General features: G+C 60.3%; 16 protein-coding genes. 11 read left to right on the forward strand and 5 right to left on the reverse strand.

Features of this window, described 5'->3' with window-relative positions:
* The first annotated feature begins 127 nt into the window (after positions 1-127).
* Positions 128-715: an RNA 2',3'-cyclic phosphodiesterase gene (thpR, locus tag AC1D17_RS06190; protein ID WP_477564544.1), complete on the forward strand. Its 588-nt coding sequence runs from the start codon at positions 128-130 to the stop codon at positions 713-715.
* On the opposite strand, the gene AC1D17_RS06195 is transcribed toward thpR, so the two are convergent.
* Positions 655-1,116 carry a low molecular weight protein-tyrosine-phosphatase gene (locus AC1D17_RS06195; RefSeq protein ID WP_477564545.1) on the reverse strand — a complete coding sequence of 154 codons (462 nt, stop codon included), beginning with the start codon at positions 1,114-1,116 and terminating at the stop codon, positions 655-657. The two genes, thpR and AC1D17_RS06195, sit on opposite strands and share 61 nt — an antisense overlap.
* Before the next feature lie 136 nt (positions 1,117-1,252).
* Here AC1D17_RS06195 and AC1D17_RS06200 point away from each other — a divergent pair, with 136 nt between their 5' ends.
* A complete protein-coding gene (locus tag AC1D17_RS06200) occupies positions 1,253-1,570 on the forward strand; it encodes a 4a-hydroxytetrahydrobiopterin dehydratase (protein ID WP_264219779.1) in 318 nt (105 codons plus the stop codon).
* Positions 1,571-1,632: 62 nt separating this feature from the next.
* Entirely contained in the window at positions 1,633-2,010 is a 378-nt protein-coding gene (locus tag AC1D17_RS06205; RefSeq protein WP_477564735.1) for a YkvA family protein, read from the forward strand.
* Between the two features lie 6 nt (positions 2,011-2,016).
* Here AC1D17_RS06205 and AC1D17_RS06210 read toward each other — a convergent pair whose 3' ends face one another.
* Positions 2,017-2,589, reverse strand: coding sequence for a sigma-70 family RNA polymerase sigma factor (locus AC1D17_RS06210; protein WP_477564546.1), 573 nt, complete (start codon positions 2,587-2,589; stop codon positions 2,017-2,019).
* 441 nt (positions 2,590-3,030) lie between these two features.
* On the opposite strand from AC1D17_RS06210, the gene AC1D17_RS06215 reads away from it, so the two are divergent.
* From AC1D17_RS06215 to AC1D17_RS06235, 5 genes are all read left to right on the forward strand, one after another.
* The gene (locus AC1D17_RS06215) at positions 3,031-3,534 is read left to right on the forward strand and encodes an invasion associated locus B family protein (protein ID WP_477564547.1); all 504 of its coding nucleotides are present in this window, start codon (positions 3,031-3,033) and stop codon (positions 3,532-3,534) included.
* A gap of 330 nt (positions 3,535-3,864) precedes the next feature.
* The gene (gene rlmN, locus AC1D17_RS06220) at positions 3,865-5,037 is read left to right on the forward strand and encodes a dual-specificity RNA methyltransferase RlmN (protein ID WP_477564736.1); all 1,173 of its coding nucleotides are present in this window, start codon (positions 3,865-3,867) and stop codon (positions 5,035-5,037) included.
* Between the two features lie 93 nt (positions 5,038-5,130).
* On the forward strand, positions 5,131-6,084 hold the full coding sequence (locus AC1D17_RS06225) for an ABC transporter substrate-binding protein (RefSeq protein ID WP_477564548.1): 954 nt from the start codon (positions 5,131-5,133) through the stop codon (positions 6,082-6,084).
* A 146-nt stretch (positions 6,085-6,230) separates the two neighbouring features.
* Entirely contained in the window at positions 6,231-7,109 is an 879-nt protein-coding gene (locus tag AC1D17_RS06230; protein ID WP_477564549.1) for an ABC transporter permease, read from the forward strand.
* The gene (locus tag AC1D17_RS06235) at positions 7,106-7,900 is read left to right on the forward strand and encodes an ABC transporter ATP-binding protein (RefSeq protein ID WP_477564550.1); all 795 of its coding nucleotides are present in this window, start codon (positions 7,106-7,108) and stop codon (positions 7,898-7,900) included. The genes AC1D17_RS06230 and AC1D17_RS06235 overlap by 4 nt, the downstream gene beginning before the upstream one ends.
* Positions 7,901-7,907: 7 nt before the next feature.
* Here the strand turns inward: AC1D17_RS06235 and AC1D17_RS06240 are convergent, their stop codons facing one another.
* On the reverse strand, positions 7,908-8,549 hold the full coding sequence (locus tag AC1D17_RS06240; RefSeq protein WP_477564551.1) for a LysE family translocator: 642 nt from the start codon (positions 8,547-8,549) through the stop codon (positions 7,908-7,910).
* Between the two features lie 85 nt (positions 8,550-8,634).
* Here AC1D17_RS06240 and AC1D17_RS06245 point away from each other — a divergent pair, with 85 nt between their 5' ends.
* From AC1D17_RS06245 to AC1D17_RS06255, 3 genes are all read left to right on the forward strand, one after another.
* The gene (locus AC1D17_RS06245) at positions 8,635-8,883 is read left to right on the forward strand and encodes a type II toxin-antitoxin system ParD family antitoxin (protein WP_477564552.1); all 249 of its coding nucleotides are present in this window, start codon (positions 8,635-8,637) and stop codon (positions 8,881-8,883) included.
* Positions 8,870-9,169 (forward strand): type II toxin-antitoxin system RelE/ParE family toxin, encoded by a 300-nt coding sequence (locus AC1D17_RS06250; RefSeq protein WP_477564553.1) that lies wholly within the window; start codon positions 8,870-8,872, stop codon positions 9,167-9,169. The genes AC1D17_RS06245 and AC1D17_RS06250 overlap by 14 nt, the downstream gene beginning before the upstream one ends.
* A gap of 144 nt (positions 9,170-9,313) precedes the next feature.
* A complete protein-coding gene (locus AC1D17_RS06255; RefSeq protein WP_477564554.1) occupies positions 9,314-10,531 on the forward strand; it encodes an argininosuccinate synthase in 1,218 nt (405 codons plus the stop codon).
* Positions 10,532-10,587: 56 nt separating this feature from the next.
* On the opposite strand, the gene AC1D17_RS06260 is transcribed toward AC1D17_RS06255, so the two are convergent.
* Both AC1D17_RS06260 and AC1D17_RS06265 read right to left on the reverse strand, forming a co-directional pair.
* A complete protein-coding gene (locus AC1D17_RS06260) occupies positions 10,588-11,793 on the reverse strand; it encodes a multidrug effflux MFS transporter (RefSeq protein ID WP_477564555.1) in 1,206 nt (401 codons plus the stop codon).
* Between the two features lie 8 nt (positions 11,794-11,801).
* Positions 11,802-12,281 (reverse strand): MarR family winged helix-turn-helix transcriptional regulator, encoded by a 480-nt coding sequence (locus AC1D17_RS06265; RefSeq protein ID WP_477564556.1) that lies wholly within the window; start codon positions 12,279-12,281, stop codon positions 11,802-11,804.
* Between the last annotated feature and the right edge of the window lie 16 nt (positions 12,282-12,297).

Consider the following 12,297-nt stretch of genomic DNA (forward strand, 5'->3'; position numbering starts at 1 on the left):
AGAACTATTTCCTTGTTCAGCACCTGTTAATCCCGTTGGATAAATATTGCAGGTGCGAAATTGTAATTGCTTCCAGATGGCAAGCATGATTCGCTGGGTTATCTTCAAGAGATTCGGGGAGCTCGTTATGCCGAGACTTTTCACCGCCCTCGAGATACCGCGTAATGCCGCGATGAGCCTTTCATTGTTGCGTGGTGGTCTTCCCGGTGCCCGTTGGATCGATGTGGAGAATTACCACATCACCCTTCGCTTCATCGGTGACGTCGACAATCGTACCGCCGACGAGATCGTGGATCGGCTGGACCGCATCGAACGCCCGGAATTCCAGCTGCAGCTGACCGGCACCGGCGCTTTCGGATCAAAAAAACCGCATTCCGTCTGGGCCGGCGTCAGCAACCCGCCGGAACTCTATGCCCTTCAGGCCGAAATCGAACGTATCTGCCAGCGGCTGGGCCTACCCGCCGATCCCCGCAAATTTGCCCCTCATGTGACGCTCGCACGGTTGCGCTCTTCACGGGTCGAGGATGTTGTCGGCTATCTTTCGGGCCGCGGCGGCTTCTACACCAACCCGTTCACCGTCTCGCGCTTCGTGCTCCTGTCGTCGCGCGATTCGGTCGGCGGCGGCCCTTATGTCACCGAAGAGGCCTTCCCGCTCTATGAGCGCGCTTCGAGCCTGCCGATGAGCGACGTGCATCCCTCGAAAAGCATGTTGTAGACGGTTTCGAAGCCTTCCGGCCCCTCGTAATAGGGGTCGGGGACATCGCGCGCAGTACCCAGCGTATAGTCGAGAAACAGATGCAGCTTGTGCTGTGTCTCAAGCGGTGCCAACCCGCGCAGACTGGCGAGATTGCTGCGGTCCATAGCGAAGATCAGATCGAACGCCTCGAAATCGCCGGCATCGACCTTGCGCCCGCGTTGGCCGGCAATGTCGATCCCATGTTTCAGCGCAACGGCGATCGAGCGGTGATCCGGCGGATCGCCGATATGCCAGCCGCCCGTGCCAGCCGAATCGACGTCCACCGGACCATCCCCCGCAACGTGACGCAAAATGCCCTCGGCCAAGGGCGAACGGCAGATATTGCCGAGACAGACGAAGAGAATTCTGACAGGTTTCATATTATCCAACGGGCCTGCCCCAGCGATGCGCGTCAGACATGACGCTCGGCGCTGTAGGAAAAGGTTGAACCTATCCCTAGCTGCCGCGTTGCGAAACCGGAAAATGCCGCCGTCGAAGAAGCTGGAGGAAACTGCCATGAAACAGGAAAAACTCACTGCTGAAGCAATCGCCGAGAACCTGCACAAGATGGAGGGCTGGGTGCTTGCGGAAGACGGGATGTCGATCTGGAAAGCCTTTCGGTTCAAGAGCTTCGTCGAGGCCTTCGCGTTCATGACCGAAAGTGCGTTGGCGGCAGAAAAATTCGGCCATCACCCCGAATGGTTCAATGTCTACAACAAGGTCGACGTGACGCTGACCACCCATGATTCCCAAGGGCTTACCGAGCTGGACTTCAAGCTTGCCGCGAGGATGGACCGGGCGGCGGCCGGGCGGATGCCGGACCATATGAAGTGAGGCCATTTGAAATGGCTGCAGCGCTCACCATATGATTTTCCATGACGGATGGGACAGACAAGATGGATGACATCAAGATCGGCGAGATTTTGCTGCCTGGCGAGGAAAGCGAGCAGGAAGCGAAAGCCCGCAAGGTGCAGCGCCGTTTCTGGCCGACCCTGAAACGGGCAATGCGGCAGGTGCCGTTCAGCCGCGACGTTGTTGCCGCCTATTATTGCGCGATGGACCCGGCGACGCCGATGCGCACGCGCGGCATCCTGCTCGGCGCGCTCGCCTATTTCGTCATGCCGTTCGATTTCATTCCCGACGTTTTGGCCATGGTCGGCTTCTCCGACGACATCGCCGTGCTGACCGCAGCCTTTGCGGCGATCAGCGGCCAGATCAAGGAAAAGCACTACATCAAGGCGGACGAGGCCTTGCAGGACAAGCTCTCCGACTGAGCCACGTCAATGGGCGCTATCGATGCCACCCTCTTCGAGCAGGGCCCGCAATTTGCCGAACGCAAGGCGGATGCGCGACTTGACCGTTCCCAGCGGAAGACCGGTCGCTGCCGAAATCTCCGAGTGCGACTGGCCGAAGAAGAATGCCATCTGGATGAGAGTCACCTGCTCCGGCGGCAACTTCGCCAGCGCAATCCGGACGATCTGCGCGCGATCTTCAGTTTCGATCAGGTCATCCGGCGTGGGAGGCGCCGCCGGCAGGAGCAACGGCTCGTGTGCATCAAGCGCACCACCATGCTGCCGCCGCGCCACATCGATACGCCGGTTGCGGGCGATGCGGAAAAGCCATGTCGAAAGCGAGGACTTTTCCGGATTGTAGAGATGCGCCTTCTGCCAGAGAACGACCATCACATCCTGCACGACCTCTTCCGCCTCGGCGGCATCGGCGTTCTGCCGCATCAGGAAGGATTTCAGCCGCGGCGCGAAGAAGTCGAAGAGCTCGCAAAAGGCGATCTGGTCACGATTGCGGGCGACGGCCACGGCAAGGGCTGCGAAATGCTGTCTGACTTCAACATTCATTCCGCTTTTGATGGCCTCCCGCACTGATTTTCAGAGTATTTCACAAGAGGTACCGCGCTTTTGGCAAAGGTCAAATTCTTGCCTGATTCTTTGTGACATAAAACGAACGCCGGGCACGCGTCGGATGATTGGGCATTTGCCCGGCAAGTGAAGCGTGCAGGGCAGCGGAATTCGGCATTTTCCCGCCGGTACCGTTCTCTGGGTTTTCGCACACCATGGATCAAGGCAAGCTTGCACAGTTCGGGCGCTTAACTGCTGGCCTGAAACTTGAGCCGAGTTTGCGTCGTACTCTGTTCCATATTAAAGCGGATAGGACGGCAAGTTCAGAGAATGTTGACGGTTTGGTAACCTGAATTAAGTCAAAATAAATCAAATCGTGACCAAGCGTTGCCCGGCTTATGCTGATCGGGTTTTGGGCGCTCAAGAAACCGGCAGGACAAGATGTTTGTAAGAAAGCTTAACCTCGCACTCGCACTCGTGCTGGCATTCGCCGGCGTTGCTTCGGCCCAGTCGCCGACCCGCATTCAGCAGTTCAATGCCTGGGGTGCCTATTCCTATCAGGCCGGCGCCGGCAAGGTTTGCTACGTGCTGTCGGTCCCGAAGGAAAAGAGCCCGGCCAACGTCGATCACGGCGACATCTTCTTCCTCGTGTCGCAGCGCCCCGGTCAGAACATTTCCTATGAACCTCAGGCGATGATGGGCTATCCGCTTCAGGAAAATTCCAAGGTCACGGTCACCATCGATACCAAGAATTTCGTGATGTTCACCAAGGGCAACTCCGCCTGGGTGGAGAATGCCGCCGAAGAGCCGGCGCTGGTGGCCGCGATGAAGACCGGCAAGGCAATGTCGGTTGCTGCAAAATCCCGCAAGGGCACGCCGACGGCCTATTCCTACTCGCTGTCGGGCATTTCGGCCGCGCTGAAGCAGATCGAAACCTGCAAGTAAGCCGTATTCAGCTCCGTTATTGTTTTGAAAGGCCGGTTCATCCGGCCTTTCAGCATTGAGCCCTTCGTCTTTTTGCAGATCTGCCCTGTAGCGCCGGAGGGTGACGTGGGGCGAAAACCGTGCTAAAGGCCCGCTCAACGATAGCTGCGCGGATCGTTGACGATCCCAAGATGCGGCAACCGAACTCTGATCTCAGCATTTTACGCAACCGGCTGCAGGCAAAAACGCTTGAACGGGCCTTGCGTATCGCGAACGTGGGAAATGGCGAGAATGGCCGCGACTGAAGCACTCAATCTGGACCATCCGGTCAAGGCACCGGTCCGTCCCGCCATGGCAGCCGAAAAGCCGACACTGATCGGCCTTTCGCGCGAAGACATGGGCAAGGCGCTGGCTGAAATCGGCGTCCCGGTCAAGCAGGTCAAGATGCGCTCCAGCCAGCTCTGGCACTGGCTCTATGTCCGCGGCGTCTCCGATTTCGACCACATGACCAATGTGTCGAAGGACATGCGCGAGCTGCTAAAGCAGCATTTCACCATCGCCCGTCCGGAAATCGTCGAGGAACAGATCTCCACCGACGGCACCCGCAAATGGCTCTTGCGCTTTCCGCCGCGCGGTGCTGGCCGTCCCGTCGAGATCGAGACCGTCTATATTCCCGAGGAAGGCCGCGGCACGCTTTGCGTTTCCAGCCAGGTCGGCTGCACGCTCACGTGCTCCTTCTGTCATACCGGCACCCAGAAGCTGGTGCGCAACCTGACGGCCGAGGAAATCCTCTCGCAGCTTTTGCTCGCGCGCGATCGCCTCGGCGATTTCCCCGACCGCGACACGCCGGCCGGCGCAATCGTCCCCAATGAGGGCCGCAAGGTCACCAATATGGTGATGATGGGCATGGGTGAGCCGCTTTACAATTTCGACAACGTCAAGACGGCACTTTTGATCGCCACCGACGGTGACGGCCTGTCTCTGTCGAAGCGCCGCGTGACGCTGTCGACCTCCGGCATCGTTCCGGAAATCTTCCGCACCGGCGAGGAAATCGGTGTCATGCTGGCGATCTCGCTGCATGCGGTTAAGGACGATCTGCGCGACATGCTTGTGCCGATCAACAAGAAATATCCGCTGAAGGACCTGCTGGATGCCTGCCGCAAGTATCCCGGCCTGTCGAATGCCCGCCGCATCACCTTCGAATATGTCATGCTCGAAGGCGTCAACGACACACTGGAAGATGCCAAGGAACTGGTACGCCTGCTGAAGGGCATTCCGGCCAAGATCAACCTGATCCCCTTCAACCCCTGGCCGGGCACGAACTACCAGTGTTCGAAATGGGAAAAGATCGAAAAATTCGCCGATTTCATCAATGCAGCCGGTTATGCCTCGCCGATCCGCACGCCGCGCGGCCGCGACATTCTCGCCGCCTGCGGCCAGCTGAAATCGGACTCCGAGCGCATGCGCAAGGTCGATCGCATGGCCTTGGAAGCGATGATGATCGCCAATCACGGCGAGGATTGATCAGCAATTTTGATGGATGCCGGTCTCCAATTCGATTGATTTAAGCGTCCAGCCTTCCTAAGACTGCCGGAAAATCAGTCTTGGAGGACACCCATGCGTTCACTTCTCATTGCTCTGGCGGCAACCGTCGCTCTCACCCTGCCCGCTCGGGCGGAAGACGTGACGGTTGCGGTCACCGCGATCGTCGAACACCCGGCGCTTGATGCGGTGCGTGACGGCGTCAAGGAAGCACTGGCCGCTGCCGGCTACAAGGAAGGCGAAAACCTCAAGTTCCTCTACGAATCCGCGCAAGGCAATCCGGCAACAGCAGCCCAGATCGCCCGCCAGTTCGCCGGCGAAGCGCCAAGCGTGATTGTGCCGATCTCGACACCGTCGGCCCAGGCCGTGGTGTCCTCGACGCGCGACATTCCGGTGGTCTTCACCGCCGTTTCCGATCCGCTCGGCGCCCAGCTTGTCAAGAACATGGACAAGCCCGGCGGCAACGTCACCGGCCTTTCAGACCTGTCGCCTGTTGCCGAACATGTCGCGCTGATCAAGGAAATCCTGCCGAACGTGAAGTCGATCGGCTACCTCTACAATTCCGGTGAGGCGAATTCCGTGTCGCTGCTCGCCGTCCTGAAGACCGAAGCCGAAAAGGCCGGCCTGACGGTTGTCGAATCCGCCGCCACCAAGTCTGCCGAAGTCCAGGGCGCGGCCCGCGCCCTCGTCGGACGTGCCGATGCCATTTACATCCCGACCGACAACACGATCATCTCCGCACTCGAAGGCGCTGTCGCCGTTGCCGAGGAAGCCAAGCTGCCGCTGTTCACCGCCGACACGGACTCCGTTTCGCGCGGCGCCATTGCTGCTCTCGGCTTCAATTACCACGATGTCGGCAAGCAGACCGGCGACATCGTCGTTCGCATCCTGAAGGGTGAAAACCCCGGCGATATCGCTGTCAAGGTTGCCGCCGGCACCGACCTCGTCATCAACAAGGGTGCAGCCGCCAAGATGGGTGTAACCTTCCCGGAAAGCGTGACCGCCCGCGCCACCCGCGTCATCGAATAAGCGCGAAGCGCCTTCAACGGCATAATCCGGTTGATTTTGAACCGCCCTCGCATCATACGGGGGCGGTTCATCTGTAAAACAAGCTCCCTTTTTCCGGCAAAGCAGCCCGGAGGGGTTTGAAGACTTTAAGAAGAGGACCGATCGCGGTGAGCCAAATTGCCTTCTGGGGCGCAGTCGAGCTTGGGCTCGTCTATGCCTTTGTCGCCCTCGGCGTGTTCCTTGCCTTCCGCGTCCTCGATTTTCCGGACCTGACCGTTGACGGCTCGTTTCCGCTCGGTGCTGCGGTGACTGCCGTGCTGATCATCGCGGGCGTCAATCCTTGGCTTGCTTCAGGCGTCGCCATGGTCGCTGGAGCCGCAGCCGGCATCGTCACCGCCATCCTCAATGTCCGCTTCCGCATCCTCAACCTTCTGGCCTCGATCCTGACGATGATCGCGCTGTTCTCGGTCAATCTGCGGGTCATGGGCAAGCCGAACGTCGCGCTGATCAACGCCGACACGATGCTGTCGCCCTTCTACGGCCTGGGCCTGCGGGACTTTTACGTGCGGCCGCTGTTCGTCGGGCTTCTGGTCCTCGTCGCGATTATCGCCGTCTGGCGCTTCCTTGAAAGCGACGCCGGTCTTGCGATGCGGGCAACGGGCGCCAATGCGCGCATGGCGAGAGCGCAAGGGGTCGATACCAGCCGCCAGATCTATCTCGGAATGGCCCTGTCCAACGCGCTGGTCGCATTTGGCGGCGCGCTGTTTGCCCAGACCAACGGTTTTGCCGACGTGACCTCGGGTGTCGGGACCATTGTCGTTGGTCTCGCCGCGGTCATCATCGGCGAAACCCTGCTCGGTGCCCGCGGCATCCTGATTGCGCTTGTTGGATGTGTGCTCGGCTCGATCCTCTACCGCATCGCCATCCAGCTGGCGCTATCGACCGACATGCTCGGCCTGCAGGCCTCCGACCTCAACCTGGTCACCGCAGCCCTTGTCACGGTCGCGCTCGTTCTTCCCCGCCTGCGCCGCGGAGGTGCCGCATGATCAAGCTCGACAACATCCAGGTCATCTTCGGCAAGGGAACGCCGCTGCAGAAGCAGGCGCTGAACGGCGTCAGCCTGACCATCGAGGAAGGCACTTTCGTCACCGTCATCGGCTCCAATGGCGCCGGCAAATCGACCGTGCTCGGCGTGCTCGCCGGCGACGTCCTGCCGAGTGCCGGTCAGGTGACGATCGGCAATACCGACGTCACCCGCAAAGGCACCGCCGCCCGCGCCGGTCTTGTTGCCCGCGTCTTTCAGGACCCGCTGGCCGGAAGCTGCGGCGCTCTGTCGATCGAGGAAAACCTGGCGCTTGCCGCCCGTCGCGGCGAAAGCCGCGGCCTGACGCCGGCGCTGGGAACCAAACGACGCGAACATTTTCGCGAACGCATTGCCGAGCTTAATCTTGGCCTTGAAAACCGCATGAGAGATCGCATGGACCTGCTTTCGGGCGGTCAGCGTCAGGCAGTCTCGCTGGTCATGGCAACGCTTGCAGGCTCCGAAGTGCTGCTGCTCGACGAGCATACGGCAGCGCTCGATCCCGGCATGGCCGAATTCATCATGAATCTGACCCAGAAGATCGTTTCCGAACGCAAGCTGACGGCGCTGATGGTCACCCATTCGATGCGCCAGGCGCTCGATTTCGGTCACCGCACCATCATGCTGCATGCCGGCGAAGTGGTGCTCGACGTCTCCGGCGACAGCCGCAAGACGCTGCAGGTGGAAGACCTCATCGCCATGTTCCGCAAGATTCGCGGCCAGACGCTGGATGATGACGCATTGCTGATCGGATAGCGGCCGATCAGCGCGTCTGCGTGAACAGGATTTTTACCGMGAAGACCGAGAAGACGCCAGCAAACGTGTAATCGATACCGCGCATCACGGTCTTCTTGCGCTGCAGCCAGGCCGACAGCCAGTCGGCCGTCAGGATGACCAGCACGTTGACCGGCATCGCGGCGGCAATGAAGAAGAAGCCCAGGAACAACAGCTTCTGTGTCACGGCCGGATCGTTGGCGGTGACGAACTGCGGCAGGAAGGTCATGAAGAATATGATGACCTTCGGATTGAGCAGGTTGACCCAGAGCCCGGTGGAAATATTGGCCAGCGCTGAAGCGCCGGTATCATCGACCTTCTTGACGGTCAGCGTCGAGCCGTAACGGATTGCCTGCACGGCCAGCCAGAACAGATAGGCGGCACCGCCGGTCTTCAGCATCATGAAGGCCGTCGGCGAAGCGGTGATCAGCGCCGAGATACCGAAAGCGACCAGCAGCGTGTGGACGACGCAGCCAAGGCTCGTTCCGACCACGATGAAGAAGGCGGCGGCCTTACCTTGTGACAGCGCCCGGCTGATCGACAACGTCATGTCCGGCCCCGGCGTCGCTGCCAGAAGCAGCGTTGCTGCGGTGAAAGCCAGAAGGGTCGGCAGGCTCGGCAGGAAATCCATGGTCGGGTCTTTCGGCGGGATGGAATTCTTGTCTGGATATCACAGCCCATGCTAGATTGCAGCTACGCAATCGGCAGGAATTTCCATGGCAAAGAACGCACAGATTGTTTTGGACGACGAACTCGGCGCCTTCATTGACCGGCAGGTTCGCGAAGGGAACTATGCCTCCGCGAACGACGTTGTAGAGGCCGGGCTACGCCTTCTGCGCGATGACGATGCAAAGCTTGAAGCGCTCAAGGCTGCCTTGATCGAGGGCGAAGAATCGGGCGAACCCGTCGAGTTAGACTTCGACGACTTCCTGAAACAAATGCACGCCAAGTATGCCTCTAGGTAGTGGCTACAGACTTCTGCCTGCCGCGCGGATGGACCTGGAAAATATCTGGCGCTACACTTTCGAAACGTGGTCTTTGCAACAGGCCGATGATTACCAGCGCCTACTGGTGAGTGCTTTCTCCGCATTGGCTAACGGCCGTAAAAACGGCCGGGATTTGCAAGCAATCAGGCCTGGTTATTTTTCCCTTGCCTGCAATTCACATTGCATCTTCTATCGCAAGGGTGCGACCGGAATCCTCATCATCCGTGTCCTGCACCAGCGAATGGACCCGACGCGGCACCTCTGAAAGCAGTTGTGCGTCATTTCCCGGCGTGACGAGGCTTGCACGCCCCGGCAATCTCGCTAAAAGTGCCGCAGAATTTTTCTTGGGCGCGATCCCGCATTTCCTCGGACAAGCCCGCGTTTTCTCTGACAAGACGGACAGACAAACATGGCAAAGCAAGTGAAAAAGGTCGTTCTCGCCTATTCCGGCGGTCTCGACACGTCGATCATCCTGAAGTGGCTGCAGACCGAACTCGGCGCTGAAGTCGTCACCTTCACCGCCGATCTCGGCCAGGGCGAAGAGCTCGAACCGGCCCGCAAGAAGGCCGAGATGATGGGCATCAAGGAAATCTACATCAAGGACGTCCGCGAGGAGTTCGTGAAGGATTTTGTTTTCCCGATGTTCCGCGCCAATGCCGTCTATGAAGGCGTCTACCTGCTCGGCACCTCGATTGCCCGTCCGCTGATCTCCAAGCACCTGATCGACATCGCCCGCGAAACCGGCGCCGACGCGATTGCCCACGGCGCCACCGGCAAGGGCAATGACCAGGTCCGCTTCGAGCTTTCGGCCTATGCGCTGAACCCCGACATCAAGATCATCGCCCCATGGCGCGACTGGTCATTCAAGAGCCGCACCGATCTGCTCGCCTTTGCCGAACAGCACCAGATTCCGGTTGCCAAGGACAAGAAGGGCGAGGCACCGTTCTCCGTCGACGCCAACCTTTTGCACTCCTCCTCCGAGGGCAAGGTTCTTGAAGACCCGGCTGTCGAAGCACCAAACTACGTCTACATGCGCACCATCTCGCCGGAAGAGGCTCCGGATGTGGCGACCACCGTCAAGATCGGCTTCCGCAAGGGTGACGCCGTTTCGATCGACGGCAAGGAAATGAGCCCGGCCACGATCCTGACCGCGCTCAACGCGCTCGGCCGCGACAACGGCATCGGCCGCCTCGATCTCGTTGAAAACCGCTTCGTCGGCATGAAGTCGCGCGGCGTCTACGAGACCCCCGGCGGAACGATCCTGCTTGCCGCCCACCGCGCCATCGAATCGATCACGCTCGACCGGGGTGCAGCCCACCTCAAGGACGACATCATGCCGCGCTACGCCGAGCTGATCTATTACGGCTTCTGGTTCTCGCCGGAGCGCGAAATGCTGCAGGCGCTGATCGACAAGAGCCAGGAGCATGTCGAAGGCGAAGTGACGCTGAAGCTCTACAAGGGCAATGTCATGGTCACCGGCCGCGAAAGCGAAAAGTCGCTCTACTCCGACAAGCTGGTGACCTTCGAGGACGACCAGGGCGCCTATGACCAGAAGGACGCCGCCGGCTTCATCAAGCTCAATGCGCTGCGCCTGCGCACGCTGGCTGCCCGCAATCGCGACAAGTAAGATCGAACGGTCCCCGATCCAGAAGCCCGCTTCCGCAAGGAGGCGGGCTTCTTCGTTTACTGATCCGGGGTTTTGCCGATCTCCAGCACCCGCCGCCATGTCGAATGCAGAAACCAGAGATAGCTGATGACCGAGGCAAACAGCATCGCCGGAATGATCATGCCGAAGGCGATGAAGGGCGTGCCGAGGAGTGCTGCCGCAAGGCCGCCGAGAAAACCGGCCGCCATCTGGATGAACCCCATCATCGCCGATGCCGAACCGGCGATATGCGGAAAGGATTGCAGCGCCGCCGTGGTCATATGCGGTGTCAGGAAGGCGATGCCGAAGCTGGAGAAGGCAACCGGCAGCATCACCGAAAGGTAGCTCGGCTCTACCAAATGGACGGAGAGTGCGATCAAAAGCCCGCCAATGGCGCAAAGGGCCAGCCCGACGCGAACGGAGCCTTCGCCGCCGAGTCTTGCCGCCGTCAACCTGAGGCAGACCGAGCCAGAAAAATAGGACCCGCTCTGCATCAACATGCCGATCCCGAAAGCGGTCGGCGTCATGCCGACCTTGTCGATCAGGATGAAGGACAGCATGGTCGATTGCGCATAGAGCGCGCCGACCGAGCCGCCAAGCACGATGGTAGCGGCGACGAAACGCGGATCGCGGATGAGCTCGCCATAGGCCGACAGAAGTGGACCCGGCCGGGCGCGATGACGATCAGGCACCGTGGTCTCCCGCATGAAAATGATGACGGCGGCGATGGCAAGAAACCCGAAGCCGATCAAAAGAAAGAAGATCGCCTGCCAGCCGAACGCCGCCAGCGCCAGCCCGCCGAGCGTCGGCGCCATCGCCGGGCCGATCGCCAGCATGATGCCGATCAGGTTCATGATCCGCGAAGCCTCGGCCCCGGTGAACTGGTCGCGCACGATGGCGCGCGCCACCGTGATGCCGACGGAGGCGCCGATCCCCTGGATCAGCCGGCCGGCAAGCAGCCATTCGACCGAGGGCGCGAAGGCGCAGATCAGGCTGCCGAGAAGATTGATGCTGACGAACGCAAGCGTTGCCGTCTTGCGGCCGAACGCATCCGACATCGGCCCGGCGATCAGCTGCGCGATAGAGAAGCCGCCAAAATAGACCGACAGGGTGAGCTTGATCATCGATTCGGTGGTGGCGAAAGCCTGAACCAGCTCGGGCATCGCCGGCGTGTAGATCGACATGGAGATCGGCCCGAGGGTCGCCAGCAGCGCACCGAGCATGCTGGTACGCCGTTCGCTCATCCGCAGGCTCATTCCGAGACACCCTTCTTGTCAGGGGAACCGCAGCGGTCCAGCTGGTGCAGATTTTCGCGCAGACTCTTGAGGCTTGCCCTGAGCGCCTCACGGCCTTCGGCATCCAGTCCGGCCGTCACCTGATCCATCAGGCCGCGCACTTCCTTGCGAATGTTGAGCAGAAGCGGGTCTGCCTTTTCGGTCACCACCACGTTCTTTGCCCGCCGGTCACAGGGATCGGGTATGCGCTCGACAAGCCCAAGCCCCTGGAGACGGTCGAGATAGGTCGACAGCGTCATCGGCTCGATGCCCATTCTTACCGCGATGTCGGCCTGCTTGATCCCTTCGGTCGCCGCCACCTGGATCAGCGCCCGCGCCTCGCCCGGCGTCACGCCCAGGCCCGATGCGCTAATGCAACGGTCGAATGCACCGCGCAGCAATCGCGACACATCTGTCAGCAACATGCCGATCGTATCGGTTTCAAGTCTGACAGGCATCGCAACTCACTTTATA

This window comes from Pararhizobium sp. P1_E7, assembly GCF_056405855.1.

Coding starts and splice junctions, on each gene's coding strand:
- thpR (WP_477564544.1), top strand. CDS start 128: ATGCCGAGACTTTTCACCGCCCTCGAGATACCGCGTAATGCCGCGATG.
- AC1D17_RS06195 (WP_477564545.1), bottom strand. CDS start 1,116: ATGAAACCTGTCAGAATTCTCTTCGTCTGTCTCGGCAATATCTGCCGT.
- AC1D17_RS06200 (WP_264219779.1), top strand. CDS start 1,253: ATGAAACAGGAAAAACTCACTGCTGAAGCAATCGCCGAGAACCTGCAC.
- AC1D17_RS06205 (WP_477564735.1), top strand. CDS start 1,633: ATGGATGACATCAAGATCGGCGAGATTTTGCTGCCTGGCGAGGAAAGC.
- AC1D17_RS06210 (WP_477564546.1), bottom strand. CDS start 2,589: ATGAATGTTGAAGTCAGACAGCATTTCGCAGCCCTTGCCGTGGCCGTC.
- AC1D17_RS06215 (WP_477564547.1), top strand. CDS start 3,031: ATGTTTGTAAGAAAGCTTAACCTCGCACTCGCACTCGTGCTGGCATTC.
- rlmN (WP_477564736.1), top strand. CDS start 3,865: ATGGCAGCCGAAAAGCCGACACTGATCGGCCTTTCGCGCGAAGACATG.
- AC1D17_RS06225 (WP_477564548.1), top strand. CDS start 5,131: ATGCGTTCACTTCTCATTGCTCTGGCGGCAACCGTCGCTCTCACCCTG.
- AC1D17_RS06235 (WP_477564550.1), top strand. CDS start 7,106: ATGATCAAGCTCGACAACATCCAGGTCATCTTCGGCAAGGGAACGCCG.
- AC1D17_RS06245 (WP_477564552.1), top strand. CDS start 8,635: ATGGCAAAGAACGCACAGATTGTTTTGGACGACGAACTCGGCGCCTTC.
- AC1D17_RS06250 (WP_477564553.1), top strand. CDS start 8,870: ATGCCTCTAGGTAGTGGCTACAGACTTCTGCCTGCCGCGCGGATGGAC.
- AC1D17_RS06255 (WP_477564554.1), top strand. CDS start 9,314: ATGGCAAAGCAAGTGAAAAAGGTCGTTCTCGCCTATTCCGGCGGTCTC.
- AC1D17_RS06260 (WP_477564555.1), bottom strand. CDS start 11,793: ATGAGCGAACGGCGTACCAGCATGCTCGGTGCGCTGCTGGCGACCCTC.
- AC1D17_RS06265 (WP_477564556.1), bottom strand. CDS start 12,281: ATGCCTGTCAGACTTGAAACCGATACGATCGGCATGTTGCTGACAGAT.